This window comes from Sphingomonas cellulosilytica (assembly GCF_052321755.1).
Classification (GTDB): domain Bacteria; phylum Pseudomonadota; class Alphaproteobacteria; order Sphingomonadales; family Sphingomonadaceae; genus Sphingomonas.
The window spans coordinates 39,238-65,576 of the sequence record NZ_JBQRTT010000002.1 but is presented as its reverse complement, the minus strand read 5'-3'; the positions used below and the strand labels follow the sequence as shown (position 1 = coordinate 65,576).

Genomic DNA, 26,339 nt, shown 5'->3' with positions numbered 1-26,339 from the left:
AGGCTCAGGGCGAGCGGGTATTGTTTAGCGCCCGCTCATGGCGAGCGGGTGTTGTTTGGCGTTGGCTCATGGCGAGCTGGTATTGTTTGGCGTCGGCTCATGGCGAGCTGGTATTGTTTGGCGTCGGCTCATGGCGAGCGGGTATTGTTTGGCGTCGGCTCATGGCGAGCGGGTATTGTTTGGCGTCTGCTCACGGCGAGCGGGTAGCGTTTGGCGTCGGCTCATGGCGAGTGGGTATTGTTTGGCGTCGGCTCATGGCGAGCGGGTATTGTTTGGCGTCGGCTCATGGCGAGCGGGTATTGTTTGGCGTCGGCTCATGGCGAGCGGGTATTGTTTGGCGTCGGCTCATGGCAAGTGGGTATTGTTTGGCGTCGGCTCAGGGCAAACGCGTATTGTTGGCATCCGCTCACGGCACCCGGATCGCTTGGCGTCGGGCACGCCAGCCACCCCCGTTCGTGCTGAGCCTGTCGAAGCACAGGTGAGACTCCTATCGCTTGTCTCGAACGAAGAGATCCGCGTGGATCGGCAATCCGCCCTGTCGTCTCGTCACCGCTCCCTTCAAACGTAGCGCGCCGCCGTTTCGCGGATCAGCGCAATCATATTGGGGATGCCCTGCGTCCGGTTGGAACTCAGCTGGTTGCGTAAGTCGAATGGCGCCAGCGCGCCCTCGATATCGGCGGCGACGATCGTCTCGGGCGTCGCGTCCTGCACGGTCAGCAGGACGAGGGCGATGATCCCCTTGGTGATCGCGGCATTGCTGTCGGCGAGGAAATGCAGCGTGCCGTCCTCGCGCCGCGTCGGATACACCCACACCGAGGCGGAGCAGCCGCGCACCAGCGTCGTTTCGGTCTTGAGCGCATCCGGCATCGGTTCCAGCGCACGGCCGAGGTCGATCAGCAGCCGATAGCGGTCGTCGGCATCGAGGAATTCATACTCTTCGCGGATTTCGGCGATGCTGGTCATGGCCGGCGCGGTACAGGCGGGGCGGGGAGGGGGCAAGCGGGCGGTGGCGCCGCCTGCTCGTCCCTACAGCTCGACGCCCGCGGCGATCGCCTCCAGCTTGCGGATGCGCTCCTTCAGGTCGGCGATCTCGATCCGCGATCCGGCGGAGGGCGCGGGGGGCAGCGCTTCGTCGATCTGGTCGAGCTGCTGGTGCTTCAGCGCCAGCCAGCTGCGCCAGCCCGAGAGCCCTGCGCTGGTGACCATCGCCAGCCCGGCGAGCGACGAGAGCGACACGGTGAGATACACATTGGGGTCGGTCATGGTCCGCCTCCTCAGCGGTTCCGCAGCCGTTCGATCTCGGAGTCGAGATCGACGCTGCGGCGGTTGTCGGTGATGACGCGCTCCAGCACCTGGATGCGCTCCTTCAGTTGCTGCACGTCTTGGGCGAGGCGGCGCGCGTCGGGGTCGGACGGCGATGCCGCGGTGTCGCGGGGCGCGTGGGCGGCGAAGCGGGCGCGGAGCACGCCGCCGATCACCACCAGCGCCACGATCGCGACGATCATCTCTGCGGGATTCATGGTCGAGCCTTTCGACTATGGGTCAGTTGATCGGCAGGGGGTCAGTTGATCGGCAGGCGAGCGGCGGGGCGTTCGTCGCGCAGCGCCTCGATCTCCTGCGCCAAATCGGCGCCGCGATCGGTCACGATGCGTTCGAGGACGCGGACGCGCTCCTCCAGCCGCTCGGTCTGCGCGGCATATTGCGCGGCCTTTTCGGCGACCTTGCTCGCCTCGATCTCCATGCGGCGCTCCTGCAGGGCGAACCAGGGCTTGATGAAGACGCCGCCGATGATCGCGACGATCGGGATCGACAAGGCGAGCATCGGAATGAGCAAAGGAGACATGTCAGTTCGCCTTGATCCGGAGGGAGTCGATCTCGGAGGCCAGCCGGTGTGCCCGATCGGTGACGATGCTCTCCACCGTCGCCAGCCGCTCCTGCAGCCGGTCGATCTGGCCGATGCGCTGCACGTTCTCGGCATCGAGCAGCTGGATGTCGCGCCGGGCCTCGACGTCGGGTGCCGCAATCGCCTGGCGGACCTTGCGCCGGCCGTAATATTGGACGGCGAGCGTGATGAGCGCGCCCAGGCCCATGCAGAAGAAATGCTCGGGGTTCATCTCGCGGTCCCTTATTTGTCGCGGAGCGCTTCGATCTCGCGGGCGGTGCGCTCGGCGGGATCGGTGGCGATGCGTTCGAGGACGGCGATCCGCTCCTCCAGGCGGCCGACCTGCCCGGTCAGCTTGTCGTTCTCGTTGGTCAGCAGCATGATCTTGCGCTCGGCCTCGAGATCCCCGCCGTCCTGGGCATTGCCCCGGCGGCGGCGGCTTCTGTAGTCCAGCGGTGCGTAACCGTGTTTGGCGCGGAGCCAGTTGTTCGCGATCCACGATACCGGGCCGATGGCGATGGCGGTGATCGGGATCAGCAGAGCAAGGTCGGACATCGTTTTCTTCCCCTTTGGCCAGCCCGGCTCAGCGCAGGCTGTCGATTTCCTCGGCCAGCCGGCTGTTGCGGCTGGTGTAGTGCAGCTCGATGTCGGCGAGCCGGCGATCGATGTCGCGGAACTTGCTGCGCACCTCGGCTGTGGACCGCTTGGGATTGGAGCGGACGCCCTGCCAGAACTTGGCGTCTTCCTGCGTCTCGTAGAGGCCGATCGGCTTTTTGGGCGCCAGCCAGCCCGCCGCGACATAGGCGACGAACACCCAACCCGAGGTCGCCAGCGTCAGCACGATCATCGCGACGCGGACCAGTGTCAGGTCGAAGCCGGTGTAGTCGGCGATGCCGGAGCACACGCCCATCCACTTCGCATCCTGCTTGTCCAGGTAGAATTTGGTACGGGCGGCCATCTCAATTTCTCCGATCGAGTTGATACTGGGGCTGCTGAGCGGTCAGGCTCGGCTTGAAGTCGGGGTTGTCGGCGGCGACGATCCGCTCGACCGTGTTGACGCGTTCCTCGAGGCGGCGGGCGAGATTGTACATCTCGTCGAGCAGCCGCTCGTCCTCGTCGGTGATCTTTGGCGCCTGCTTCCACTTGGTGATGTAATGGAAGATGATCCACGGCATCCCCAGGAAGATCGCGGGGATGACGATGATTTCGGATCCCATCTCACCCCTCCCGGTTGGTGTTGCCGTTGAGGCGCGCCTTCAGCGCGGCGAGCTCGGCATCGACCTTGTCGCTCTGGCGCAATTCGGCGATCTCTTCCTCCAGCGTCTTGGGTCCGCTGCCTAGGCCCATCGCCTCGGCGCGGCCCTCGGCATCGTCGACGCGGCGTTCCAGCACGTCGAAGCGGCTGAACGCCTCGTGCGTCTTGGGGCCGGCGTACATCTCGCGCAGGCGGTAGCGGTTGTTGGCGCTTTCCAGCCGGGTCTGCACGTTGGACTGTTTGGTGCGCGCTTCGCTGAGCTTCTTCTGCAGCTTGGCGATATCCTCTTCCGACGCGCGCAGCGCATCGTCGAGCACCTTCACCTCGATCATCAGCTGTTCGGCCATGTCGGCGGCCTTCTGCTTCTCGACCAGCGCCGCCTTGGCCAGATCCTCGCGATCCTTGGAGAGGGCGAGTTCGGCCTTTTCGGTCCAGCTCGCCTGCAACTGATCCAGCTTGTTGATGTGCCGGCGCATTTCCTTCTGGTCGGCGATCGTGCGCGCCGCGGAGGCGCGAACCTCGACCAGGGTTTCCTCCATTTCGAGGATGATCATGCGGATCATCTTCGCCGGGTCTTCCGCCTTTTCCAGCAGGTCGGCGAAATTGGCGGCGACGATGTCGCGGGTGCGGGAAAAGATGCCCATCGGTGTTGATGCTCCTCGCGTGAAAACATGGCCGGGACGGGCGAGGGATTGTGGCCCGCCCCGGTTTCGGGCCGCTTACGCCGTCTGGCGGGCGGCCGTCTCGACGGCCTGGCTATACCCCGTCGCCGGCCCGACCGCTCCGGCGACGCAGGTCGCGCTGAACAGGACGGTGCAGACGATGGCGGTGAGCTTGCGGCCGATCTCGGTGTTGAACATGGGAACCTCCCGGAGCTTGAACCTGTGGACCGCTCGATGCGGTATGCCAGGAGCTTTGCAGGAGGCGTGCCAATTGCAAAAACGGCCGTTTTCCGGGCGTTTCGCGTGTATTAGTCGCATGAACCACGGATGAATGCTTGCACAAGCTTGGCGTTTTACGCCAGATGTTGGCGATGCAGCGGACGACACAGGTCATCGGGCAATCGGGCGCCTTCCTGGACGCGCTGGAGCGGGCGAGCCGGGCGGCGGCGCTCGACCGGCCGGTGCTGGTGATCGGCGAGCGGGGCACCGGCAAGGAACTGGTGGCGGAGCGCCTCCACCGCCTGTCGCCGCGCTGGGACCAGCCGCTGGTGGTGATGAACTGTGCGGCGCTGCCCGAATCGCTGATCGAGGCCGAATTGTTCGGCCATGAGGCGGGCGCCTTCACCGGCGCGACCAAGGCGCGCGCCGGCCGCTTCGAGGAGGCGGATGGCGGCACGCTGTTCCTCGACGAACTCGGCACGCTGTCGATGGCGGCGCAGGACCGACTGCTGCGCGCGGTGGAATATGGCGAGATCAACCGGATCGGATCGTCGCGGCCGCTGCGCGTCGACGTGCGCATCGTCGCGGCGACCAACGAGCATCTGCCCGACAAGGTCGACGCCCACGAATTCCGCGCCGACTTGCTCGACCGATTGTCGTTCGAGGTGGTGACGTTGCCGCCGCTCCGTGCGCGCGCCGGCGACATCGCGGTGCTGGCCGATCATTTCGGACGGCGGATGGCATCGGAGATCGGTTGGGAGCGCTGGCCCGGCTTCGGACCGCGGGCGATCGACCAGCTGCTGACCCACCGCTGGCCGGGCAACGTGCGCGAGTTGCGCAACGTCGTCGAGCGCGCGGTCTATCGCTGGGACGGCGAGGGCGCGGTGGATTCGATCGAGATCGACCCCTTCGCCTCGCCCTACCGCCCGCAGGGGCAGGCGCCCGCGCGTTCGGCGCAGGAGGGCACGCCCGCCCCCGCCGCCGCACCCCAGGTGGAGGACGATCCCGTGGTCGCCTGCGACACCGGCCCTTCGGACTTCAAGTCGCGCGTCGCCCGCTTCGAACGCGAACTGCTCGCCCGCGCACTTGCCGAGAACCGCTTCAACCAGCGCGTCACCGCCGAGGCACTGGGCCTCAGCTACGACCAGCTTCGCCACGCGCTGCGGCGACACGATCTCATCAACGCGGGCGGCTAGCCGCGCGTCGTGATCGGTCCACCACCCCGGCGCAGGCTGGGGCGACGCCCTGTTCATCACGCTTGCGTAACGGCGTGGGAGCGTTAGGCCGCGTCTCGCGTTGAGGCGGGGACGACCCCGTTTCTTCCAAAAAGGAGATCATGCCATGGCATTCGAACTGCCGCCGCTGCCCTACGATTATGATGCGCTGGAACCGGTCATCTCGAAGGAGACGATGACCTTCCACCACGACAAGCACCATGCGGCCTATACCGCCAAGCTGAACGAGGGCGTCGCCGCCGATCCGTCGCTGGAAGGCCTGTCGATCGAGGACATCCTCGGCCGCATCTCGTCGCTGCCCGCGCTCGTCCGCAACAACGGCGGCGGCTATTGGAACCACGACTTCTTCTGGAAGATCATGGGGCCGAAGGGCTCGACCCAGCCGTCCGGCGCGCTGAAGGAGGCGATCGACGCCTATGGCGGGCTCGACACGCTGAAGGAAGACTTCAACACCAAGGGCGCCGGCCAGTTCGGTTCGGGCTGGGCCTGGATCATCAAGGATGCGTCCGGCGCGCTCAAGGTCACCTCGACCCCCAATCAGGACAATCCCCTGATGGACGACGCCAAGGACAAGGGCACGCCCATCCTCGGCAACGACGTGTGGGAACACGCCTATTACCTCACCTACAAGAACGACCGCCCCGGCTATCTCAAGGCGTGGTGGGACGTGGTGAACTGGGACGAGGCAGGCAAGCGGTTCGACGCGGCCTGATCCTTATCCGCCACGTGACCCGAAACGGCCCCCGCTGCGACACGGAGCGGGGGCCTTTTCATGTCGGCTCCACCGTCCCCATATCGGATGTTTCCAGCCAGGGCCGCTTGCCATGACCGCTTCCGCCGAACCCCGCGTCGCCACCCTCTATCGCATGGTCATGCCGACGCACATCTGCCCGTTCGGCCTGAAGGCGCGGGACCTGTTGCGGCGGCAGGGCTATGCGGTCGAGGACAAGTGGCTGACGACGCGCGAGGCGACCGACGCGTTCAAGGCGGAGCATGGTGTCAAGACGACGCCGCAGACCTTCATCGGCGGCCAGCGGATCGGCGGCTACGACGACGTGCGGCGCTTCTTCGGCAAGTCGGTGCCCGATCCCAAGGCGACCAGCTATACGCCGGTGCTGGCGCTGTTTGCGATGACCGCGCTGATGGCCGCGGCGGCGAGCTATGGCGTCTACGGCACGCCGCTGACCGTACGCGGTGCGGAATGGTTCATCGGCTTCAGCATGGCGGTGCTGGCGCTGATGAAGCTGCAGAACATCGAAAGCTTTGCGACGATGTTCCTCAACTACGACCTGCTGGCGCGGCGCTGGGTGCGCTATTCCTACCTGTATCCCTTCGCCGAGGGGCTGGCGGGCGTGCTGATGATCGGGCGCGTGGTGACGTGGCTGTCGGTGCCGATCGCGCTGTTCATCGGCACGGTGGGCGCGGTGTCGGTGGTCAAGGCGGTGTATGTCGACCGGCGCGAGTTGAAATGCGCCTGCGTCGGCGGGGGCAGCAACGTGCCGCTCGGCTTCCTGTCGCTGACCGAGAACCTGATGATGATCGCCATGGCGATCTGGATGGCGCTGGCGCTCTAACCGCGCCCCGCCACCCGCGCATCGACCAGCGCGATCGCGCGGGCGACGCTTGCCTCGATGGTCAGCGCGCTCGTGTCGAGCAGCGCGGCGTCGGCGGCCATGGTCAGCGGTGCGACCGAGCGCGCCGAATCGCGTGCGTCGCGGGCGCGGATATCGGCGAGCACCTGGTCGAAGGCGACGTCGGCGCCGTGGCCGGTCAGTTCCTTGTGGCGGCGCGTCGCGCGGACATGGGCGCTCGCCTTGACGAACAGCTTGGCGTCGGCGTCGGGCGCGATCACCGTGCCGATGTCGCGCCCGTCGAGCACCGCTCCGCCGGGCTGGCGGGCGAAGCGCTTCTGCCGCTGGAGCAGTGCGGCACGGACCAGCGGATGCGCGGAGACGATCGAGGCACGCTGGCCGACCGCATCGCTGCGCAGCGCGGGATCGGCGAGCAGGCTCTCGTCGAAATCGCAGGCGGCCACCGCATCCGCTTCCCGCGCCGGATCGAGCTCCAGCCGCTCAACGGTCAGCGCCACCGCGCGATAGAGCAGGCCGGTGTCGAGGTGCGGCAAGCCGTAATGGCGCGCCAGCGCCCGTGCGATCGTGCCCTTGCCCGATGCGGCCGGGCCATCCACCGCGATAATCATCTACGCTCCCGTCACTGCGTCAAGCGTTTGATAGAACACGGGATAGCTGGTGGCCACCGGGCTGGCATCGTCGATCGCGACCGGCGCTGCGGCGTGCAGGCCGGCGACGCTCATGCTCATCGCGATACGGTGGTCGAGCAGCGAGGCGATCGTCGCGCCGCCCGGAATGGCACCGCCGCCGGTGCCGGTGACGGCAAGGCCGTCGTCATATTCCTCGCAAGGTACGCCGCAGGCCTCCAGCGCAGCGCGCATCGCGGCGATCCGGTCCGATTCCTTGACCCGCAATTCATGCGCGCCGCGCGCCACCGTGCGCCCGGCGGCGAAGGCGGCGGCGACGAACAGCACCGGATATTCGTCGATCATGCTCGGCGCGAGATCCGGCGGCACCTCGATCGCGGTGAGCGGAGCGTGGCGGACGCGTAGGTCGGCGACCGGCTCGCCGCCGACCTCGCGCGCGTCCAGTTCGGTGATGTCGGCGCCCATCAGCCGCAACGCCGCGATCAGCCCGGTGCGCGTCGGGTTTAGGCCGACGTTGCGCACGACGAGGTCCGATCCCGGCACGATCGAGGCGGCGACCAGCCAGAAACCGGCCGACGAGGGATCGCCGGGCACGGTGATCGTCTGCGGCTTCAGCTCCGCCTCGCCGCGCAGCGTGATGACGCGGCCTGCGTCGCTGTCCTCGACGGTCAGGTCGGCGCCGAAGCCGCGCAGCATCCGCTCGCTGTGGTCGCGCGTCGCCACCGGCTCGACCACGCGGGTGAGGCCGGGGGTGTTGAGGCCGGCGAGCAGCACCGCCGACTTCACCTGCGCGGAGGCGACCGGCAGCGTGTAGGTGATCGGCACGGCCGGCGTCAGGCCGCGCACCATCAGCGGCAGCTTGCCGCCGGGGCTGGCGGTGATGTCAGCGCCCATCTGCGCCAGCGGCTCGATCACGCGGCCCATCGGCCGGGCGGACAGCGAGGCATCGCCGGTGAAGGTCGCGGTGATCGGGTGGCTGGCGACGAGGCCCATCAGCAGCCGCGTCGAGGTGCCGCTGTTGCCCATGTCGAGCGCCTGCGCGGGTTGCAGCAACCCGCCGACGCCGACGCCGTCGACCCGCCATTCGCCGTCGCCGGTGCGCTCGATCGTCGCGCCCATCGCGCGCAGCGCGGCGGCGGTGGCGAGCACGTCCTCGCCCTCCAGCAGGCCGCTGATCCGGCTGGTGCCGACCGCCAGCGCCGCGAACATCAGCGACCGGTGGCTGATCGACTTGTCGCCGGGAACGGTGAGCGTGCCGGTGAGCGGCCCGCGCGGCGCGATGCTGCGCGGCTGGGGAGGGGAGGAATGCGCCATAGGGCCGAGGGCTTTGACAGCCACCTTGCGCTATGGCAAGGCGCCGCCCACCTCGCAGGGTCGGGGCGACCCCAAGGGGACGTTCTGCCCGGCGAAACCCAATTCCGAAAGGCACTATACGGCATGATCAAGCCGGAATGGGGCACGAAGCGTACGTGTCCGAAATGCGCCACGCGCTTCTATGACCTCGAAAAGGACGATCCCGTCACCTGCATCAACTGCGGCACGACGTGGAACCCGGAACCGATCCTGAAATCCAAGCAGCCGCTGCCGTTCGAGCAGATCAAGCCGGACACCAAGGAGGCGGATCGCGACCTCGAGGGTGAGGACGAGGATCTGGAAGCGCTGGGCGAAGAGGAAGAGCCCTCGGCGGACGACGAGGTCGATCTCGGCGGTGACGACGACCTGGGCGTGGAAGCGCCCAATGACGACGACGAACATTAATTGTGGATAAGCATGGCAGGCGCGAAAACAGCGCTTGCCATGCTCCGGCGCCCCCGCTAGTGGGGCGCCTCCCGGAACGGATGGGGCCGTAGCTCAGCTGGGAGAGCGCTGCAATGGCATTGCAGAGGTCAGGGGTTCGATCCCCCTCGGCTCCACCATCCGGTTCCTGACGCGGCGGATCGCGCCGCTTTTCTCCTCCGTATGCACGGCCGTAATGGCCCCAATCTTGACTGGCCGCCGCTGCTGCGCGACCATCATGCGGCGTCCGGCCAACGGGCGCATGGGGGGAGGCAAACATGAAACATATCGGATCGATCGCGGCCGTCGCACTGATGCTGGCCGTGGCACCGGCTGCGTCGGCGAAGGATGGCAAGACCTATGCCGTCGTCAATCCCGAGGCTGGCGTTCCAGTGTTCGCAGGCGATATCGCCGACCGGCCGTATCGCGTGATCGGCGAGGTCAAGGCAGGCGTGCGCAAGGCGACGATCTTCAGCAAGGCCTCATCGGAGGCCAAGATCTTCCGCGAATTGTGGGAGCGCGCCGAGAAGATGGGCGCGGATGCGGTCATCAACGCGCGCTACGGCAATTCCCACGTGACCGCGGTCAGCTGGGGCAAGACCAATGCCACCGGCACCGCGATCAAGTTTACCGAGCCGGCGCCGGCGCAATAAGCGCCTCCTGGCGCCCGGAGGCGTTTGGGAGCGTCAGAGGTCTTCCGATGCCGCTCCGCGACGTGCGCTAGATGGTAGAATACGGCCGGCTTGATCCGTTCGTGCCGAGCCTGTCGAAGGGCAGGGTGCCGCGAGCCTGCTGCCCGTGGCAGTCCGCCCTTCGACAGGCTCAGGGCAAACGGTTCGGGCTCCACCAGTGCTGCGCACCCAGGTGTCACCCTGACCCGTCGGGGATCAGGGCTGCCACCACAGTGCGCACGCCTATTTCGCCTGCGACACCCGCCAGATCGTGTTGCCGACGTCGTCGGCCACCAGCAGGCCGCCGGCCTTGTCGCCGATCACGCCGACCGGGCGCCCGCGCGCCTTGCCGTCCTTGTCCAGGAAGCCGGTCAGCACGTCGACCGGCTTAGCGCCGTCTACCGGGAAGCCGCGAGGAGCGAAGGGGATGAAGACCACCTTGTAGCCCGACACCGGCTTGCGGTTCCACGAACCGTGTTCGCCGACGAACGCGCCGCTGGCGAAGCGATTCCCGAGCGTCACGTCGCCAGAGAAGGTGAGGCCGAGCGCCGCGACGTGCGGCCCGAGCGCGTAATCGGGGCGCTTCGCATATTGCTGCAGGTCCGGGCGCTGCGGGTCGACGCGCGTATCGGGATAGCCACCCCAATAGAACCAGGGCCAGCCGAACTGGTCGCCCAATTCGACCTGCGTCAGGTAATCGGGCGCGAGGTCCGATCCCAGCATGTCGCGCTCGTTGACCACCGTCCACAGCTGGTTGTTGAACGGGCTGATCGCCATGCCCTGCGGGTTGCGCAGGCCGGAGGCGAAGATGCGGAACGTCTTCTGGTCGGGATAGACCTGGAGGATGTTGGCGCGGAATTTCTCCGCCTCCAGCCCGTTCTCGGCGATGTTGGACGACGATCCGACGCCGACGTAGAGCGTGCGCCCGTCGGGGGCAGCGACCAGCGTGCGCGCCCAATGGTTGCCGCCGCCGTTCAGCTTGACGATCAGCTCGGGCTTGGCGGTGATCCGCGTCGTGCCCTCGACATAGGGCACGCGCACGACCGAATCGGTGTTGGCGACGTAGAGCTGGCCGCCGAGCAACGCCATGCCGGTCGGCGAGTTGAGGCCGGTCATGAAGACGTGGCGTTCCTCCGCCACGCCATCGCCGTTGGCGTCGCGCAGCAGGGTGATGCGATTGGCCGACGGCACTGCGGCGCCCGCCTTGCCGAGCAGGTGGCGCATTACCCAGCCCTGGATACCGCCGCCATCGCGTGGCGGCGAATTGGTTTCGGCGACCAGCACGTCGCCATTGGGCAGGCGATAGAGCCAGCGCGGATGGTCGAGGCCCTTGGCGAAGGCCCGCACCGTCAGTCCGGCGGCGGGGGTGGGGGCTTCGTTGCCCTGCCAGCCGACGACATCGGCGACCTTCACGGTCGGGATCGTCTGCACGCGCGCCTCGGTGATCGCGGGACGCTTGCCGGTGACGCGGTCGAACGGCACCTGCGCCGTGTCCGGCCAGGCGAGATAGACGATGACCGCCACCGCGATGACGACGACGAGCGCGGCGACGCGCAGGATGTGCTTCAGCATGCCCCTACGATAGGCACGCGCGGCGACGTGCGGAAGGGGCGGATACGAAAAGGCCGCCGGCGCCAGAGGGGAAGCGCCGACGGCCCTGTGTCATGCCGGCGGATGCCGGCGTGCGCTTACGCTTCCGAACCGTAGAGCAGGTCGTAGCGATCCGCGTTCATCACCTTGGTCCAGGCCTGGACGAAGTGCCTGACGAACATCTCGCCCGCATCCGACGCGGCATAGACTTCCGCCAGCGCGCGCAGCTGCGAATTGGAGCCGAACACCAGATCGGTGCGCGAGGCGGTCCACTTCTGCTCATGCGTCTCGCGATCGGTGCCGACGAACTCCTCGTCGCTTTCGTCGCTGATCTGCTTCCACGCGGTGCCCATGTCGAGCAAATTCACGAAGAAGTCGTTGGTCAGCTGGCCCGGACGGTCGGTGAAGACACCGTGGTTCTTGGCCTTGGCATGGTTCGCGCCGAGCACGCGCAGGCCGCCGACCAGCACCGTCATTTCCGGCGCCGACAGGCCGAGCAACTGGGCGCGATCGACCAGCAGCTCCTCGGTCGGCACGTTGAACTTGACCTGCAGATAGTTGCGGAAGCCATCGGCGCGCGGTTCGAGCACGTCGAAGCCCTCGGCATCGGTCTGTTCGGCGGAGGCGTCGGTCCGGCCCGGCGTGAACGGCACCTCGATCGCATTGCCGGCCGCCTTGGCCGCCGCTTCGATCCCGACCGAACCGCCGAGCACGATCAGGTCGGCGAGCGATACCTTCTTCGCGCTCTTGCCGTCGAAGTCGGCCTTGATGCCCTCATACACCGCCAGCACGCGGGCAAGCTGCTCGGGCTGGTTGACCTCCCAGTCCTTTTGCGGGGCGAGGCGGATGCGTGCACCGTTGGCACCGCCGCGATGATCCGATCCGCGCCACGTCGAGGCCGAGGCCCAGGCGGTGGTGACGAGGTCCTCGATCGACAGGTCGGCATCGGCGATCGCCGCCTTGAGGTCGGCGATGTCGCCCGCCTCGATCTGCGGATAGTCGGCGAGCGGAATCGGATCCTGCCAGATCAGCTCCTCCTGCGGCACTTCCGGGCCGATCAGGCGGATCTTCGGCCCCATGTCGCGATGGGTCAGCTTGTACCAGGCGCGTGCCCATACGTCGGCGAAATAGGCCGGGTCGGCGCGGAATTTCTGGCAGATCGCATTGTAGGCGGGGTCGACCTTCAGCGCCATGTCGGCGGTGGTCATCATCGTCGGCACGCGCTTGCCCGCGGTGTGCGCGGCGGGCGCCAGCGTTTCGTCGGGATTGCCGACCGGCTGCCACTGGTGCGCACCGGCCGGGCTCTTCACCAGCTCGTATTCATGGTCGAAGAGCATGTCGAAATAGCTCATGTCCCAGGTGATCGGTGTCGGCGTCCAGGCGCCTTCGATGCCCGACGTGATGGTATGATCGCCCATGCCGCTCTCGTGCGTCGACGCCCAGCCGAGGCCCTGCGAGGCGATGTCGGCGCCCTCCGGCTCCTTGCCGACGAGCTTCGGATCACCCGCGCCATGCGCCTTGCCGAAGGTATGGCCACCGGCGGTGAGCGCGACGGTTTCCTCGTCGTTCATCCCCATGCGCGCGAAGGTTTCCTTCATGTCGCGCGCCGACCCTTGCGGATGCGGGCAGCCGCCGGGACCTTCCGGATTGACGTAGATGAGGCCGTGCTGGATCGCGGCGAGCGGGCTTTCGAGCGCGAGGCCGGCTTCCTCGTCGATCCGGGTCTGGCCGAGCCATTCCTCCTCAGTGCCCCAATAGACGTCCTTCTCCGGCTCGAAGACGTCCTCGCGCCCGCCGGAAAAGCCGAAGGTCGGCCCGCCCATCGATTCGATCGCGACGTTGCCGGCGAGGATGAACAGGTCCGCCCAGCTGAGCTTGCGGCCATATTTCTGCTTGATCGGCCAGAGCAGGCGGCGCGCCTTGTCGAGATTGCCGTTGTCCGGCCACGAGTTGAGCGGCGCGAACCGCTGCTGGCCGGCCGAGGAGCCGCCGCGGCCGTCACCGGTGCGATAGGTGCCGGCCGAATGCCACGCCATGCGGATCAGGAAGGGGCCGTAATGCCCGTAATCCGCCGGCCACCACGGCTTGCTGTCGGTCATCAGCGCGGTGAGATCGGCCTTCAGCTGGTCGTAGTCGAGGCTGAGGAATTCCTTCCGATAGTCGAAGTCGTCGCCCATCGGATTGCCGCTGACGCCCTTCTGGTGAAGGATGTCGATGGACAGCGATTCGGGCCACCAGTCCTTGGCGGTCTGGCCGAGCAGGCGGCGCATGGCGAGCGGCTGCTTCTTGGGATCGTTGATCGGGCTGCCTTCGGTGATCGCGTCCATGGCTTGTCTCTCCTCGATTCGGTCGGGCCGCGGCGGGGTGAACGCACCGTGCCGCGGTCATGTTGCGATTGCTATCGCAGTCCGGCTGATCGGGAAAACGCTTAATCGCGAAAGGTGTGATCGGGTAAGGCGATCAGCGGGGCGCGGTGCCACGCTTGGCGTTGATCCTGCTTTCCAGCGCGCGGGCTGCGGCCTGGGCGTGTTGCCGGTCCGTCTCGCTGCCGCCGGAGCGACCGACCATGGCATCGATCCGCCGCGATTCGCGCCGGAACTCGCGCGCCTCGTCACGGGTCAGCTGACCGGCGCGTCGCGCGCCGTCGATCATCCGGCGAGTACGGCGGAGCTCTGAATGGACCGGAGCCGTAGGCGGCAAGCTGCTGATCGTCTGCCACTCTTCCTTCGGCCGCCGGACGGGGCCGCCATTGATCGTGCTCCATGCCTGCGCATGAGCCATGCCACCGTCCAGCATCGCCACCGCAGCGATGAGCCAGGTTCCGTACCGCATGCCATCCATCTCCCCTGTCGCTTGGTCGCAGAGTGATCCGCTGCGATGAACGGTGGCTGAGCGGCGGCAAGCAGCGGTTTGGCGACGGTCAGGCCTCCTCCACCTCGCGCACGACCGGCGGGTGCAGCCGCAGGCGGTGGATGCGCCGTTCGTCGGCGTCGAGCACCTCGAACTTCCAGCCGCTGGGATGGTCGACGCATTCGCCGATCGCCGGCACATGGCCGGCGAGCACCGCGGCAAGGCCGCCCAGGGTGTCGACGTCGCTGTCCGCTTCGCCGAGCCGGATGTCGATCAGTTCGGCGGCATCCTCCAGTTCGGCGCGCGCGTCCGCCTCCCAGGCGCCATCGTCGATCGGCACCAGCAGTGCGGTGGGTGCCTCGTCATGCTCGTCCTCGATCTCGCCGACGATCTCCTCGATCAGGTCCTCGATCGTGACGAGGCCTTCGGTGCCCGAATATTCGTCGAGCACGATGGCGAGGTGGACATGGCGCTGGCGCATGTCGGCGAGCAGGTCGAGCGCGCCGCGGCTCATCGGCACGTACAGCGGCTCGCGGATCAGCCCGGCGATGCTGGCCGGGTGCTCGGCACCGGTCGCGAGGATCGCGAACACGTCCTTGATATGGACCATGCCGATGATCGTATCGAGTTCGCCGCGATAGACGGGCAGGCGGCTGTGGCCGGCCTCCGCGAAGATCTGCACCAAGTGGGCGAAGGTGGTGCCTTCCTCCACCGCGATGATGTCGGCGCGCGGCACGCCGACATCGCCCGCATCGCGCTCGCCGAAGTGGAGCAGGTTGCGCACCATCTGCCGCTCGAGCGGGGTGAGGTCGCCCTTGGCATCGGGACCGGGATCGTCCTCGTGCCGATCGATCGCCTCTTCCAACTGGTCGCGAAGGGATTCTTCCTGCGCGCCGCCGAATATGAGGGTTTTCAGCCCTCGCCAGATGCCGGATTCGTGGAGGTCGCCGTTGCCGGCGCTACTTCGGTCGTCTGCCATGGCGGCGGTATCAGTCCTCTCGTATCAAATAGGGGTCGGCGATGCCGAGCGTGGCGAGCGCCTGACGCTCGATCTCTTCCATCGCATCGGCCTCGTCATCGTCCAGATGGTCGTAGCCTAGCAGATGCAGCGTGCCGTGCACCAGCAGGTGCGTGGCATGCTCCTCGACGGTGACGCCCTTGTCCCGTGCCTCCGCCACGCAGACGCCGTGGGCGAGGACGATGTCGCCGAGCAGCAGTTCGCCGTCGTCGCTGTTCTGGCTGACGGTGTCGATCAGGTCCGGCTGCACCATCGGGAAGGAGAGGACGTTGGTGGGCTTGTCCTTCTGCCGATACTGGCGATTGAGCGCGTGCACGTCCTCGTCGGAGGTCAGCCGCACGCTGATCTCCACCACCGCGGCGGTGGTGAGGAGGTCGCCATGCGGCGTGCGTTCGATCGCGGCACGCGCGGCGCGGACGGCCAGCGCGTCCCAATCGGTGCCGTCGGGCCAGGGCTCTTCGCGGGTGAGTTCGATGTGGATCATGCAAGGTCCGTCTTCGAGAAATCGTCGCCCTTGTAGAGCAGCCTGGCGTCGTTTGTCCTGGCGCAGGCATAGGCGAAGCAATCGCCCATGTTGAGGCGGGCGGGGTGGTGGCCCTTGCCGTAGCGGGCATAAGCCTCGATCGCGAGTTGCGCTTCGGCTTCGCCGATCGCCACCATGCGCAGGCCGGCGGTCTGGACGAAGCTTTCCAGGGCGATGCTTGCCTTGGTCACGGTCGTTTTGCGCAAACGTACGATCGCACGCGTCGCTTCCCACGCCCCTACAGCGCAATAGCACCGGTCATTGTGCTGCTCGATCGCGTCGGCGAAGGCGTCCGCCTCCGCTTCGTCATCGACGATCGCGACGATAGCGGAGGCGTCGACGAAGATGGTCAATCGTCGTCCTCGTCGTTCAGCGAATCATAAAAAGCTTTGTCCGCCTTCAAGCCGGTCGGCTCGCCCAGCGGATGCTCCTCTCGCCAGATCCGCATGCGTTCCCGCAGCGGCAGGTTCGCCGCATCCCGCGCGAGTTCATGTTGCAGTGCTTGCTTGACCGCGGCGGTCTTCGATATCCCGCGGCGTCGCGCCAACCGAGCGGCCAGCGCGTTGGTCTCCTCGTCCTTGACGTACAGGGATGCCACTACCAACCCTCCGTATATCCTTAGGGTGTAGAAAGGATATCCCGCCGCGTCAACCGTTCGGCTCCTCATACGCCTCGACGATCCGCCCGACAATCGGATGGCGGACGACGTCGGCGGCGGTGAAGCGCGTCATTGCGATACCCTCGACGCCGTCGAGCCGCATCGTCGCATCGGCAAGCCCCGATGCGCCGACGCCGCCGGGCAGGTCGGTCTGGTTGGGATCGCCGCAGATCACCATGCGGCTGTTCTGCCCGAAACGGGTAAGGAACATCTTCATCTGCGCCGGGGTCGTATTCTGCGCCTCGTCGAGGATCACGAAGGCATCCGCCAGCGTCCGCCCGCGCATGAAGGCGATCGGCGCGATCTCGATCTCGCCGCTGGCGATCCGCCGCTCGACCTGCTCGGCGGGCAGGCAGTCGTGGAGGGCGTCGTAGAGCGGGCGCAGGTAGGGATCGACCTTCTCCTTCATGTCGCCCGGCAGAAAGCCCAGTTTTTCGCCGGCCTCCACCGCCGGGCGCGACAGGATCAGGCGCTGGACGCTGCCGGTGATGAGCTGCGACACCGCCTGCGCGACGGCGATATAGGTCTTGCCCGTCCCCGCCGGCCCCAGCGCGAAGATCATGTCGTTGGTGGTCAGTTCGCGCATGTAGTGCGCCTGCGCCGGGGTGCGCGGCACGATCGTCTTCTTGCGCGTCCGGATCATGATCGACGGAATGCCGCTGCGTTCGGTGCTGACGATGCCGTCGAGCGTCGGTTCGGACGCCATCGCGATCGAGGCATCGACGAGGCCGGTGTCGACCTCTTCGCCGCGCTGCAGGCGGTGATAGAGGTCTTGCAGCACGTCGCGGGCGAGCGCGACATTCTCTGCCGTACCCTCCAGCCCGACGCGATTGCCGCGCGCGGTGATATAGACCCCCAGCCGGTTTTCGAGCGCCACCAGATTCTGGTCGTATTGCCCGAACAGCGTGGCGAGCAACTGGGGCTTGTCGAACAACACCTCTGCCCGGCTGCGTTCACCGGAGCGGGCGGGGACGGGCTTGCGACTCATGCGGTCCTTTCATGCCGGAATGGCTGAGGACCGAATGTGGGATGCGGCCGGACGAAAGGAAAGCCGCAAAACCGTTCGCTTGCATCAGGCGCGGATCAGGCGGCGGCGCGCACCCGCTCCGCACCGCCGACCGACACCGGCCCGCCCGACAGGATATCGACCGTCACCATGTCGCCGATCGCGGCATCGGTCATCAGGTGGACCGATTGCAGCCAGGGCGACTTGCCGAGCATCTGGCCGGGCAGCTTGGCGCGGCGTTCGATCAGCACGTCGCAGGTGCGCCCGACGCTGGCCGCGTTGAACGCCAGCTGGTCGCGCCCCAGCGCCGCCTGTAGCCGCTGGAGCCGTTCGTCCATCACCTCCGGCGGCACCGCGCCGGCCAGGTCGGCGGCGGGCGTGCCGGGGCGGGGGCTGTATTTGAACGAATAGGCCTGGGCATAGCCGACCGCGTCGACGAGGCTCAGCGTCTCGGCAAACTCGGCTTCGGTTTCGCCGGGGAAGCCGACGATGAAATCCCCCGACAGCGCGATATCGGGTCGCACCACGCGGATGCGGTCGAGCAGGCGCAGGTAGGAATCGCGCGTGTGGCTGCGGTTCATCGCCTTCAGCACCCGATCGCTGCCCGCCTGCACCGGCAGGTGGAGGAACGGCATCAGGCTCTCGACGTCGCCATGCGCGTCGATCAGCCCCTGCGCCATGTCGTTGGGGTGGCTGGTGGTATAGCGGATGCGGGCGAGGCCGGGGATGCGGTCGAGCACCCGGATCAGGTCGTGCAGCCCGCGCGTGTCGTCGGCCCAGGCGTTGACGTTCTGCCCCAGCAGCGTGATCTCGCGCGCGCCGGCATCGACCAGCGCCTTCGCCTCGTCGACGATCGCGGCGAACGGCCGGCTGACCTCCGCGCCGCGGGTGTAGGGAACGACGCAATAGGTGCAGAATTTGTCGCAGCCCTCCTGCACGGTCAGGAAGGCGGAGGGGCCGACGCGGCGGCGCGCCGGCAGGCTGCCGAACTTCGAGAGCAGCGGCATGTCGGTATCGAGGCTGGGCGTACCGGCGGCGGCCTTCGCGACGAGATCGGGGAGGTTGTGATAGGCCTGCGGGCCGACGACGACGTCCACCTTGGCGCGGCGGACGATCTCCTCGCCCTCGGCCTGCGCGACGCAGCCGGCGACCGCAATCATCGGCGCGCGACCGTGTTTGCGGAGGCGGCCGATATCCGAATAGACCTTTTCGGTCGCCTTCTCGCGAATGTGGCAGGTGTTGAGGACGACGAGGTCGGCGGCGTCGGCATCCGCGGTCGCGGTGAGTCCGTCCGCCGTCATCAGTTCGGCCATGCGCTCGCCGTCGTAGACGTTCATCTGGCAGCCGAACGACTTGACGTGAAAGGTCCGGGGTTTGTCCGCAGCGCTCATGGCGCGGCGCATACAGGATCGAGGGGCGGATCGCTACCCGCCCGAACGACCGGGCTCCCGCGCGTGCGGGAGCCCGGAGCCGGATTACATCCCGCCCATCGCGCCACCCGCGCCGCCCTTGGCATGCGCCAGGTGCTTTTCGATGATCGGCACCGCGGTGGTCGCGACCTGGCGCAGCGCTGGGTCCTGGCCATCGGTGGCATAGCCCTTGTGCAGCGACCAGGCCGCCTTGTGCGCCTCGGCCTGCTGCTGCATGTAGAGCGCGTCGAAGGCGTCGGGCGAAGCGTCCTTCAGCGCCGCGATCTTGGCGGCATTGGGTTCGGACAGCGCCTTGCCGGGCTTCATCACCTTGGGCTCGGTCTTGGGCAGCGCCGCCATCAGCGACTTGGTCGTCTGCGTGTGATCGGCGATCATCTCGCGCGCGAAATCCTTGGTCGCCTGGTTCTTCGCCTTGGACAGGGCGAGCTTGCTCGACTGGATCTCGTACATGTCGCTGTCGGCGGCCCAGGCGACGTAATTCTGGGCGGGCGTACCGGTCATCGGCGCGGCGCCGACCTGGGCGGCGGTCATGCTGCCCGAATCCTGCGCCATCGCGCCGGCCGATGCCCCGGCGAGCGCCAGAACACTAATGCAAATCAACACCTTGCGCATGATCTTCTCCCTATTGCGGGGCGGTAACGACCCGACGTTGAAGGTGTTCCGGCCGGGCCGAGGTCGCCGATGACTTGCTGGTCTCCCGTCGCGATCCATGGAATGCTGCGCGCAAGGGAGAGGGATCGATGAAGAGCCGCGTGGCCTGGGTTTCGATCGGGATCGTCGCGGGCGCGTTCGCTGCGGCGCTCGCGGCCCAGCAGGATGGGGCGGCCGGGCCGGACATCGTCGTCGAGGGCGCGCCGCCGCGGATGGTGGCCGGTCTTTGGACCTTTCAGTCGAGCCCGATCCTCTTCGATCCTCCGCCGGGACAGCGCATGCCGCCGCCGCGGCCAGGGCAAAGCTGGCAACGCTGCATCGCCGAGGGCGATACGCGTGCGATCCTGGATCAGCTTGTCGGCGAGCGCGCGATGTTCGACGGCACCGCCAGCTGTTCGCGCCTGACGCTGTCGATCGCGCGCAACCGCGTGCGGGGCAACCGCCGCTGCATGATCGCCTCGCCGGCCGGCGTCGCGATCACGCGAACCACGCGCCTGCGTGCCCATATCGCCGAACTCGGCCTCGATGCGGACTACCTTCTGGAGAACGATGTGCGGGGTCTGGACGGGGGCAAGATGCGTTGGCGTGTGACCGCCCGCCGCGTGGGCGACTGTGCGGGGGCGCAGGCGTCGATACCCGTGCTGACGCCCGTGCCGGTATCGACGCCGGCCGAGCCGCTGATCCGGGCGGATCCGGGCCGCCCGGAAGAGCCGCTGCCATCCGGTCCGCAACCGGGGGTGACCGATCGTTCCCCGGCACCGAATGGGGCGCGGGCCGTAGCCCCGGCCGAGCGCCGGGCCGAGGCTCGGGAGGACGATATCGTCGTGGTCGCGCGCAGGCTGCGGGTGATGCGGCTGCATTATGCCAGTGACGGCGCGCTGTTCCGCTGGTGTCATGCCGACGTCTCCAGCGGCGATCCCCGCATCGACCGGATCGGCTGCGCCCTGGTGCGCGCCTGCGTGCGCGAGGGAAACGATGCGACTGCCACCGTGCTCGCCTGCTATCACCGCAAGGTCGATACGCTCGATCCGGTCACCGGCCCGTTGCCGCGGCCGGCCACGCTACAAGCGAAATAAGCGGGCGACGCCGGCGGCGACTCGCCAAAGCGTGCGAAAGTTGTAGGGTCCGGGGTCATGGACATGACCCGCTCCGCGACCCTTGCCTTGCTGGCCGTTGCCGGCGCCTCGCTATCCAGCGCGCCGGCGCGGGCTCAGGAGGCTGATGATAGCGCGCCGCGACGCACGCGTGTCGCGCTGGGGCCGCAGGTGAAGCCGACCTATCCCGGCGCCGATTCGGTGAGCCTTCGTCCCTATATCGACGTGTCGCGGACCCGCGGCGACACCCCCTTCGCCTTCGAGGCGCCGGATGAGAGCGTGGGCTTTCCGTTGTTGCGCCGTGATGCGCGCCTGCAACTGGGGCCATCGGCCGGCTTCGTCGGGCGGCGGCGCAGCCGCGACGTGGGTGGCGTGCTGCCGACGGTCGGCTTCACCGTGGAGGCGGGCGGCTTCGCGCAATATGCGGTGACCGATGCCGTGCGGGTCCGCGGCGAAGTGCGGCAGGGGCTGGGCGGGCACAAGGGGCTGATCGCCGTGCTGAGCGCCGATTACGTCATGCGCGACGCCGATCGCTGGCTGTTGTCGATCGGGCCGCGGCTGACGCTGGCGAGCGCGCGCTACAATCGCGCCTATTTCGGCGTCGCCCCTGCCGACGCGGTGCGATCGGGACTGCCGGCGTTCGATGCGGATGGCGGCGTGCAGGCGGTGGGCGCGACGGCCGGCGCGCTGAAGCAGCTTACCCCGCGCTGGGGACTGGTCGGCTATGCCAAATACGACCGGCTGGTCGCCGACCCGGGCCGGTCGCCGGTGGTGCGCGCGTTCGGGTCGCGCAACCAGCTGTCGGGGGGCGTGGCCTTGTCCTATTCCTTCGGGCCGGGGGTGCGCTGAGCCGCGGCAGACGGCGGACTAGTCCGCGATCGCCGTGCGTGCCCGGGCGGCGATGCCCTTGCGACCGCCGGCGATGGCCGGGTCAAAGGGCGGCAGCATGTGCAGCGTGACCGGGAAGGTGCCGCGGCGGCGGAGCACGCGCAGCGCATGGGACTGGCCGGGTTCGTCGCCGATCCAGGCGAGTTCGCCCGTCGCCGTCCCGTAATCGACCCGGACCGGCTGCACGCATACGCCCGGCGGCGGCGGGTCGAGCGCGGCGAGCAGCGCGGCCTTGAAGGGCAGCAGCGTGGTGCCGTCGCCCGTCGTCCCTTCGGGAAAGATGGTGACGCCGCGCCCTTGGGCCAGCACCGTGCGCAGGCGGGCGATCTGCGCGGTCACCTGCAACCGGTCCTCGCGCGTCACGAAGATCGTGCGGTTGAGCGTGCACAGCCAGCCGACCAGCGGCACGCCCTGCAATTCGCCCTTGGCGACGAAGGCGCTGCCGGTGGCGCCGGCGATGGCGAGGATGTCGATCCAGCTGAGGTGATTGGCGAGGAACACGACATCGCGCCTCAGCGGCGTGCCGATCACGCGCACCCGCGCACCGACGATGCGCGCGACGCTGCCGAGGAAGCGGCGCGGCCATGGCGATGGCCGGCGGAACAGCCGCCACAGGCCGTGCAGCGCCAGCGCGACCAGCAACGTGCCGATCAGCGCCGCCAGTCGCAGCGTGAGGCGCACGTTGCCCATCACGCGACGCCCGTCACGCCGCGACCGCGGCCGGACGCACGCGGCGCCTCAAGCCTTGCGGTCGAGGCTGACGCCGTACAATTCCATGCGATGGTCGACGAGGCGGAAGCCGAGCTTTTCGGCGATCGCCTTTTGCAGCTGTTCGAGTTCCGGGTCGACGAATTCGATGACCTTGCCCGTCTCCACGTCGATCAGGTGATCGTGATGGGCCTCGGGTGAGGGCTCGTAGCGGGCGCGGCCGTCACCGAAATCGTGCCGGTCGAGGATGCCTGCCTCTTCGAACAGGCGCACGGTGCGGTAGACGGTGGCGATCGAGATGCCGGGGTCGATCGCCGAGGCGCGCTCGTAGACCTTTTCGACGTCGGGATGGTCCTCCGCCTCCGACAGGACGCGGGCGATCACGCGCCGCTGTTCGGTGATGCGCAGGCCCTTCTGGTTGCACAGGGCTTCGAGGTCGATCTTGCGAGGCATGGGCACAATGTAGTGGATCGTGCTTGTTGCGAAAAGCGAAACCGACTCGCAATAATGACGGCGGTGGCCGGCCGGTACCGCCTAGACGGGCCGCCGATAGGTGTGCGCGTCGAACGCCTGGCCGGTCTTGCCGCGATAATAGCCGCGCCGTTCGCCGACCTTGGCGAAGCCCTGTGCGGTATACAGGGCGACCGCGGCATTGCCGGCGCGCACCTCGAGGTGAAGGTCGGCGATGCCGCCCGCCTGCGCCTCGGCGATCACTGCGCGCAGCAGGGCGGTGGCGATGCCGCGGCGGCGATGGGCGGGATCGACCGCGAGCAGCAGCAGCTCGGCCTCGTCGGCGACGCTGCGCACCATGGCGAAGCCCGCCGGCATGTCGTCGACCAGCGCCAGCGTCAGCCGCACGCCGGGCATGGCGAGCACGCCCATGCACTGGTTGCGCGTCCACGCCTCGCCGTAGCGCGGGTCGAAGGCGGCACTCATCAGCGCATCGACGGTGGCGACGTCGCGCGCGTCGCCGGTGCGCAGCAGGACCTGGCGCGTCGCCATCAGGCCGGCGCCTTCCCGCCCGGCAGCTTGGCATCGGGCGCGCGGCCATAGAGCGGGCGCGGCGGCAGGGTCGCCAGCGCCGTCGGCAGCAGCGGCGCATCGGCGGCGCGGGGCAGGGCGGGGGTGCCGTGCAGGTCGGGCGCCACCTGTTGCAGCCAGCGCACGCCGTTGCCGACCGGGTGGCGCCCGGCGAGCGCCGCGATCGCCGCCTCCGGCTTCAACGAGGCGAGCGCATCGAGGTGGCGGGGGCCGGCGGCGAAGGCCTGCATGAAGACCTCGCCATGCCCGCCCTCCAGCATCACCGCGATCTCGCCCTCATGGCCGGCGGCGAAGGCGGCGGCGGCGATCAGCGACAGGCTGGAATAGCCCTGCACGCGCGCCCCCCAGCCGAGCGCCAGCCCGCGCGCCGCGGCGATGCCGACGCGCAGCCCGGTGAAGCTGCCGGGGCCCACGTCGACCAGGATATGCGCGGCGCGGCCGCCGTCCGGCAGGTCCGCGATCATCGGCAGCAGCTGTTCGGCATGGCCGCGGCCGACCTCGCGATGCTGCGCGGCGATCACCGTGCCGCCTGCGATCAGCGCGATCGAGCAGGCGGCGGTGGCGGTATCGATGACGAGGGTACGGGAGGCGTCGGTCATGGTCGTCGCGCTGCTTTGCGGCACGGCGGCCGGTGGAACAAGAGGCGCGATGCGCGCGGGGTCCTCAAGCGATCGTGTTGAACCGATCGAACGCCGGGCGGGGCAGGCGATCGTAGACGCTCGCCGGGTCGCCATAGCCCAGGGTGGAGATGAAGTTGGAGCGCACACCCGGCCGGTCGGCGAAGAACGCCTTGTCGACGGCACCCTGGTCGAAGCCCGACATCGGCCCGGTATCGAGGCCGAGCGCGCGCGCGGCGATGATGAAATAGGCGCCCTGCAACGTCGAATTGCGGAAGGCCGAGGCGGTGCGCAATTCGGTGTTGCCGTCGAACCACGCCTTGGCATCGGTATGCGGGAACAGTTCGGGCAGATACTCGTGGAATTCCACGTCCATGGCGATGATGACGCTGACCGGCGCCTTCAGGATCTTGGACGCGTTGGTGTCGGAAACGCAGGCGGCGAGCTCCGCCTTCGCGTCCTCGCTGACGCACCAGACGAGGCGGGCGGGCAATTGGTTGGCGCTGGTCGGGCCCCATTTCATCAGGTCCCAGATCGCGTGCAGCTGATCCTCGGCGACCGGCTGATCGGTATAGCCGTTGTAGCTGCGGGCGGTGCGGAAGATGCGGTCGAGCGCGTCGTCGGACAGGGGTTGGCGCATCAGACGGCCCTCACTTCGGTGACTTCGGGAACATAATATTTCAGCAGCTGCTCGATGCCGTTCTTCAGCGTCGCGGTCGACGACGGGCAGCCGGCGCACGCGCCGTGCATGCGCAGGAACACCTTGCCCTTGTCGAAGCCGCGGTAGACGATGTCGCCGCCGTCGTTCGCCACCGCGGGGCGGACGCGGGTGTCGATCAGCTCGCGGATCTGCGCGACGATCTCGGCATCGGCGGGATCGTCGGTGGTGATCTCGTCGTCTGCGGGCACGCTGAAGCCGGCGCTGCCCTGCCGGAACAGCGGCATGTTGGCGGCGAAATGGTCGAGCAGGATGGCGAGCACGTCGGGCTTCAGGCCCGCCCACTCGACGCCCGGCGCGGCGGTGACCGACACGAAGTCGCGGCCGAAGAACACGCCCGTCACGTCGCCCAATGCGAACAGCATGTCGGCGAGCGGGCTCGCCTCCGCTTCCTCGGGCGTCGCGAAGTCGCGCGTGCCGGCATCCATGACGATGCGGCCGGGCAGGAACTTGAGGGTCGCCGGATTGGGCGTGGTTTCGGTCTCGATCAGCATGGCGCCCATGTGGCGCGTGGACGCGAGGCGATCAAGCGCGCGAGGGGAAAGGGATTGTTTCGCACCCTCAATCCTCCCCGGAACGGGGAGGGGGACCAGCGTAGCTGGTGGAGGGGCAGCCAAGCAGAACCACGGCCCGCGGCTGCCCCTCCGTCACCGCTGCGCGGCGCCACCTCCCCGTTCCGGGGAGGATTTTGCGTCACACCTCCAGCTGCTTCACCGCGGCGTTCCAGCTGCCGATGTTGGCGCGCGCTTCCTGCACGAAGGCGGATCGCTTGACGAAGCCCATGAACAGGTCGGCGAACCATTTGCCCGGATTCCTCAGCGGCCGCTCGAATTGGACCAGCAGCACCACGCGCGTCCCGCTGGTGTCGTTCCACACCTCGTGGTCGTAGGTGTCGTCGAACACCAGCGTCTCGCCCTCCGACCAGCGGACGAAGCGGTCGGCGACGCGCATCCGGACATCGCCGTCGCGCGGCACGATCAGGCCGAGGTGGCAGGTGATGAGCCCCTTGGTCACGCCGCGATGCGCCGGGATGTGCGTGCCGGGGGCGAGGATCGAGAAGAAGGCGCTGTTGAGGCCGGGGATCCGCTCGACCAGCGCACGCGTCGCCGGGCAGCGCGCGAGATTGTCGGGGATCGGATAGCCGTAGCCCCACAGGAAGAACGATCGCCACTTGTCGACCTCCGCGATCGAGCGGTGATCGGGGGATATGGTGGCGAGGCTCGGCGCCTGGCCGTGGGCGGCGACGCGCATCGCCTCGTCGCGGATCTCGCGCCAATGGTCGCGGAGCAGCGCGGTCCAGGCGAAGTCGCGAACGTCGAGCACCGGATCGTTGGCGACCAGCGACGATGCCGCGATCAGCCGGTCGAACACGCCGCGCAGATGCTTGCCGACGCGGATGATGAGCGGTCGCCCGCGCTCGGCCTGCATCGGTCGTGGCCGCCCCCGCTGCTGCTGCCGCACCACCGGCGCGCTGCCGGATTCCCGCCACATTGCGGGCGGCGTCTCTTCGGTTCGGGTCGTCATCGCATGCACCATCATCGAATTCGGCCCGCCGTTTCCCCCGGGGCCGCTGCCGTTGCCTGCCTGCTAACCCCGTACCGGGGCGAAATGATGTCCGAAACGAGGAGG

The 26,339-nt window shown here is 68.1% G+C and carries 36 protein-coding genes and 1 tRNA gene; 8 read left to right on the top strand and 29 right to left on the bottom strand.

The genetic code is table 11. The features are described 5' to 3' along the window. Positions 1–558: 558 nt before the first annotated feature. The 10 genes from ACTZQ5_RS03490 to ACTZQ5_RS03445 form a co-directional block, all read right to left on the bottom strand. A complete protein-coding gene (locus ACTZQ5_RS03490) occupies positions 559–963 on the bottom strand; it encodes a SufE family protein (protein ID WP_443583776.1) in 405 nt (134 codons plus the stop codon). A 63-nt stretch (positions 964–1,026) separates the two neighbouring features. Beyond that, complete coding sequence (locus tag ACTZQ5_RS03485) at positions 1,027–1,263, bottom strand: hypothetical protein (RefSeq protein ID WP_443583775.1); 237 nt, start codon at positions 1,261–1,263, stop codon at positions 1,027–1,029. Between the two features lie 11 nt (positions 1,264–1,274). Then, the gene (locus ACTZQ5_RS03480) at positions 1,275–1,505 is read right to left on the bottom strand and encodes a hypothetical protein (protein ID WP_443583774.1); all 231 of its coding nucleotides are present in this window, start codon (positions 1,503–1,505) and stop codon (positions 1,275–1,277) included. 56 nt (positions 1,506–1,561) lie between these two features. Next, positions 1,562–1,843 carry a hypothetical protein gene (locus tag ACTZQ5_RS03475; RefSeq protein ID WP_443583773.1) on the bottom strand — a complete coding sequence of 94 codons (282 nt, stop codon included), beginning with the start codon at positions 1,841–1,843 and terminating at the stop codon, positions 1,562–1,564. A gap of 1 nt (position 1,844) precedes the next feature. Next, the gene (locus ACTZQ5_RS03470; protein WP_443583772.1) at positions 1,845–2,114 is read right to left on the bottom strand and encodes a hypothetical protein; all 270 of its coding nucleotides are present in this window, start codon (positions 2,112–2,114) and stop codon (positions 1,845–1,847) included. Between the two features lie 11 nt (positions 2,115–2,125). Further along, a complete protein-coding gene (locus tag ACTZQ5_RS03465; protein ID WP_443583771.1) occupies positions 2,126–2,437 on the bottom strand; it encodes a hypothetical protein in 312 nt (103 codons plus the stop codon). 28 nt (positions 2,438–2,465) lie between these two features. Beyond that, positions 2,466–2,840, bottom strand: coding sequence for an envelope stress response membrane protein PspC (pspC, locus tag ACTZQ5_RS03460; protein WP_443583770.1), 375 nt, complete (start codon positions 2,838–2,840; stop codon positions 2,466–2,468). 1 nt (position 2,841) lies between these two features. After that, positions 2,842–3,099: an envelope stress response membrane protein PspB gene (gene pspB, locus ACTZQ5_RS03455; RefSeq protein ID WP_443583769.1), complete on the bottom strand. Its 258-nt coding sequence runs from the start codon at positions 3,097–3,099 to the stop codon at positions 2,842–2,844. 1 nt (position 3,100) lies between these two features. Further along, positions 3,101–3,781: a phage shock protein PspA gene (gene pspA, locus ACTZQ5_RS03450; protein WP_443583768.1), complete on the bottom strand. Its 681-nt coding sequence runs from the start codon at positions 3,779–3,781 to the stop codon at positions 3,101–3,103. A 75-nt stretch (positions 3,782–3,856) separates the two neighbouring features. Further along, positions 3,857–3,997, bottom strand: coding sequence for a hypothetical protein (locus tag ACTZQ5_RS03445; RefSeq protein WP_443583767.1), 141 nt, complete (start codon positions 3,995–3,997; stop codon positions 3,857–3,859). 173 nt (positions 3,998–4,170) lie between these two features. On the opposite strand from ACTZQ5_RS03445, the gene pspF reads away from it, so the two are divergent. From pspF to ACTZQ5_RS03430, 3 genes are all read left to right on the top strand, one after another. Next, positions 4,171–5,214, top strand: a complete 1,044-nt coding sequence (pspF, locus tag ACTZQ5_RS03440) for a phage shock protein operon transcriptional activator (protein ID WP_443583766.1) — start codon at positions 4,171–4,173, stop codon at positions 5,212–5,214. A gap of 145 nt (positions 5,215–5,359) precedes the next feature. Further along, entirely contained in the window at positions 5,360–5,965 is a 606-nt protein-coding gene (locus ACTZQ5_RS03435; RefSeq protein ID WP_443583765.1) for a superoxide dismutase, read from the top strand. A gap of 112 nt (positions 5,966–6,077) precedes the next feature. After that, positions 6,078–6,827, top strand: a complete 750-nt coding sequence (locus ACTZQ5_RS03430; RefSeq protein ID WP_443583764.1) for a MauE/DoxX family redox-associated membrane protein — start codon at positions 6,078–6,080, stop codon at positions 6,825–6,827. Here the strand turns inward: ACTZQ5_RS03430 and cmk are convergent. Both cmk and aroA read right to left on the bottom strand, forming a co-directional pair. Then, entirely contained in the window at positions 6,824–7,453 is a 630-nt protein-coding gene (gene cmk, locus ACTZQ5_RS03425; protein WP_443583763.1) for a (d)CMP kinase, read from the bottom strand. The genes ACTZQ5_RS03430 and cmk overlap by 4 nt on opposite strands. After that, positions 7,454–8,785, bottom strand: a complete 1,332-nt coding sequence (gene aroA / locus ACTZQ5_RS03420) for a 3-phosphoshikimate 1-carboxyvinyltransferase (protein ID WP_443583762.1) — start codon at positions 8,783–8,785, stop codon at positions 7,454–7,456. A gap of 123 nt (positions 8,786–8,908) precedes the next feature. Here aroA and ACTZQ5_RS03415 point away from each other — a divergent pair, with 123 nt between their 5' ends. The 3 genes from ACTZQ5_RS03415 to ACTZQ5_RS03405 all read left to right on the top strand — a co-directional run bounded on the left by ACTZQ5_RS03415 (position 8,909) and on the right by ACTZQ5_RS03405 (position 9,900). Continuing rightward, positions 8,909–9,229 carry a TIGR02300 family protein gene (locus ACTZQ5_RS03415; RefSeq protein ID WP_443584132.1) on the top strand — a complete coding sequence of 107 codons (321 nt, stop codon included), beginning with the start codon at positions 8,909–8,911 and terminating at the stop codon, positions 9,227–9,229. An 82-nt stretch (positions 9,230–9,311) separates the two neighbouring features. After that, a tRNA-Ala gene (locus ACTZQ5_RS03410) sits at positions 9,312–9,387 on the top strand. A 138-nt stretch (positions 9,388–9,525) separates the two neighbouring features. Further along, on the top strand, positions 9,526–9,900 hold the full coding sequence (locus ACTZQ5_RS03405; RefSeq protein ID WP_443583761.1) for a heavy metal-binding domain-containing protein: 375 nt from the start codon (positions 9,526–9,528) through the stop codon (positions 9,898–9,900). A 261-nt stretch (positions 9,901–10,161) separates the two neighbouring features. Here ACTZQ5_RS03405 and ACTZQ5_RS03400 read toward each other — a convergent pair whose 3' ends face one another. The 10 genes from ACTZQ5_RS03400 to ACTZQ5_RS03355 form a co-directional block, all read right to left on the bottom strand. After that, positions 10,162–11,490: a PQQ-dependent sugar dehydrogenase gene (locus tag ACTZQ5_RS03400; RefSeq protein ID WP_443583760.1), complete on the bottom strand. Its 1,329-nt coding sequence runs from the start codon at positions 11,488–11,490 to the stop codon at positions 10,162–10,164. A 116-nt stretch (positions 11,491–11,606) separates the two neighbouring features. After that, positions 11,607–13,835: a catalase/peroxidase HPI gene (katG, locus tag ACTZQ5_RS03395; RefSeq protein ID WP_443583759.1), complete on the bottom strand. Its 2,229-nt coding sequence runs from the start codon at positions 13,833–13,835 to the stop codon at positions 11,607–11,609. A 133-nt stretch (positions 13,836–13,968) separates the two neighbouring features. Further along, the gene (locus ACTZQ5_RS03390; RefSeq protein WP_443583758.1) at positions 13,969–14,340 is read right to left on the bottom strand and encodes a hypothetical protein; all 372 of its coding nucleotides are present in this window, start codon (positions 14,338–14,340) and stop codon (positions 13,969–13,971) included. A gap of 88 nt (positions 14,341–14,428) precedes the next feature. Further along, positions 14,429–15,337 carry a hemolysin family protein gene (locus tag ACTZQ5_RS03385; RefSeq protein WP_443583757.1) on the bottom strand — a complete coding sequence of 303 codons (909 nt, stop codon included), beginning with the start codon at positions 15,335–15,337 and terminating at the stop codon, positions 14,429–14,431. A 10-nt stretch (positions 15,338–15,347) separates the two neighbouring features. After that, positions 15,348–15,860 (bottom strand): rRNA maturation RNase YbeY, encoded by a 513-nt coding sequence (ybeY, locus tag ACTZQ5_RS03380; protein ID WP_443583756.1) that lies wholly within the window; start codon positions 15,858–15,860, stop codon positions 15,348–15,350. Continuing rightward, positions 15,857–16,252 (bottom strand): type II toxin-antitoxin system VapC family toxin, encoded by a 396-nt coding sequence (locus tag ACTZQ5_RS03375; protein ID WP_443583755.1) that lies wholly within the window; start codon positions 16,250–16,252, stop codon positions 15,857–15,859. The genes ybeY and ACTZQ5_RS03375 overlap by 4 nt, the downstream gene beginning before the upstream one ends. Beyond that, positions 16,249–16,497 (bottom strand): type II toxin-antitoxin system VapB family antitoxin, encoded by a 249-nt coding sequence (locus tag ACTZQ5_RS03370; protein WP_443583754.1) that lies wholly within the window; start codon positions 16,495–16,497, stop codon positions 16,249–16,251. The genes ACTZQ5_RS03375 and ACTZQ5_RS03370 overlap by 4 nt, the downstream gene beginning before the upstream one ends. A 49-nt stretch (positions 16,498–16,546) precedes the next feature. Beyond that, entirely contained in the window at positions 16,547–17,545 is a 999-nt protein-coding gene (locus ACTZQ5_RS03365; protein ID WP_443583753.1) for a PhoH family protein, read from the bottom strand. 95 nt (positions 17,546–17,640) lie between these two features. Continuing rightward, positions 17,641–18,966: a tRNA (N6-isopentenyl adenosine(37)-C2)-methylthiotransferase MiaB gene (gene miaB, locus ACTZQ5_RS03360; RefSeq protein WP_443583752.1), complete on the bottom strand. Its 1,326-nt coding sequence runs from the start codon at positions 18,964–18,966 to the stop codon at positions 17,641–17,643. Between the two features lie 72 nt (positions 18,967–19,038). Continuing rightward, the gene (locus ACTZQ5_RS03355) at positions 19,039–19,605 is read right to left on the bottom strand and encodes a DUF4142 domain-containing protein (RefSeq protein ID WP_443583751.1); all 567 of its coding nucleotides are present in this window, start codon (positions 19,603–19,605) and stop codon (positions 19,039–19,041) included. A gap of 128 nt (positions 19,606–19,733) precedes the next feature. Here ACTZQ5_RS03355 and ACTZQ5_RS03350 point away from each other — a divergent pair, with 128 nt between their 5' ends. Together ACTZQ5_RS03350 and ACTZQ5_RS03345 are read left to right on the top strand one after the other, a co-directional pair. Beyond that, on the top strand, positions 19,734–20,720 hold the full coding sequence (locus ACTZQ5_RS03350) for a hypothetical protein (RefSeq protein WP_443583750.1): 987 nt from the start codon (positions 19,734–19,736) through the stop codon (positions 20,718–20,720). Between the two features lie 63 nt (positions 20,721–20,783). Next, on the top strand, positions 20,784–21,587 hold the full coding sequence (locus tag ACTZQ5_RS03345) for a MipA/OmpV family protein (protein ID WP_443583749.1): 804 nt from the start codon (positions 20,784–20,786) through the stop codon (positions 21,585–21,587). Positions 21,588–21,605: 18 nt separating this feature from the next. Here ACTZQ5_RS03345 and ACTZQ5_RS03340 read toward each other — a convergent pair whose 3' ends face one another. The 7 genes from ACTZQ5_RS03340 to ACTZQ5_RS03310 form a co-directional block, all read right to left on the bottom strand. Then, positions 21,606–22,316 (bottom strand): lysophospholipid acyltransferase family protein, encoded by a 711-nt coding sequence (locus tag ACTZQ5_RS03340; protein ID WP_443583748.1) that lies wholly within the window; start codon positions 22,314–22,316, stop codon positions 21,606–21,608. A gap of 48 nt (positions 22,317–22,364) precedes the next feature. Then, positions 22,365–22,787, bottom strand: a complete 423-nt coding sequence (locus ACTZQ5_RS03335) for a Fur family transcriptional regulator (RefSeq protein ID WP_038661510.1) — start codon at positions 22,785–22,787, stop codon at positions 22,365–22,367. Between the two features lie 81 nt (positions 22,788–22,868). Further along, the gene (locus ACTZQ5_RS03330; RefSeq protein WP_443583747.1) at positions 22,869–23,336 is read right to left on the bottom strand and encodes a GNAT family N-acetyltransferase; all 468 of its coding nucleotides are present in this window, start codon (positions 23,334–23,336) and stop codon (positions 22,869–22,871) included. Then, positions 23,336–23,974 (bottom strand): tRNA (adenosine(37)-N6)-threonylcarbamoyltransferase complex dimerization subunit type 1 TsaB, encoded by a 639-nt coding sequence (gene tsaB / locus ACTZQ5_RS03325; RefSeq protein WP_443583746.1) that lies wholly within the window; start codon positions 23,972–23,974, stop codon positions 23,336–23,338. Before tsaB ends, ACTZQ5_RS03330 begins: the two co-directional genes overlap by 1 nt. 64 nt (positions 23,975–24,038) lie before the next feature. After that, entirely contained in the window at positions 24,039–24,632 is a 594-nt protein-coding gene (locus ACTZQ5_RS03320; protein WP_443583745.1) for a malonic semialdehyde reductase, read from the bottom strand. Further along, positions 24,632–25,204: a NifU family protein gene (locus tag ACTZQ5_RS03315; protein ID WP_443583744.1), complete on the bottom strand. Its 573-nt coding sequence runs from the start codon at positions 25,202–25,204 to the stop codon at positions 24,632–24,634. The genes ACTZQ5_RS03320 and ACTZQ5_RS03315 overlap by 1 nt, the downstream gene beginning before the upstream one ends. A gap of 199 nt (positions 25,205–25,403) precedes the next feature. After that, positions 25,404–26,234 carry an aspartyl/asparaginyl beta-hydroxylase domain-containing protein gene (locus ACTZQ5_RS03310; protein WP_443583743.1) on the bottom strand — a complete coding sequence of 277 codons (831 nt, stop codon included), beginning with the start codon at positions 26,232–26,234 and terminating at the stop codon, positions 25,404–25,406. Positions 26,235–26,339: the final 105 nt, after the last annotated feature.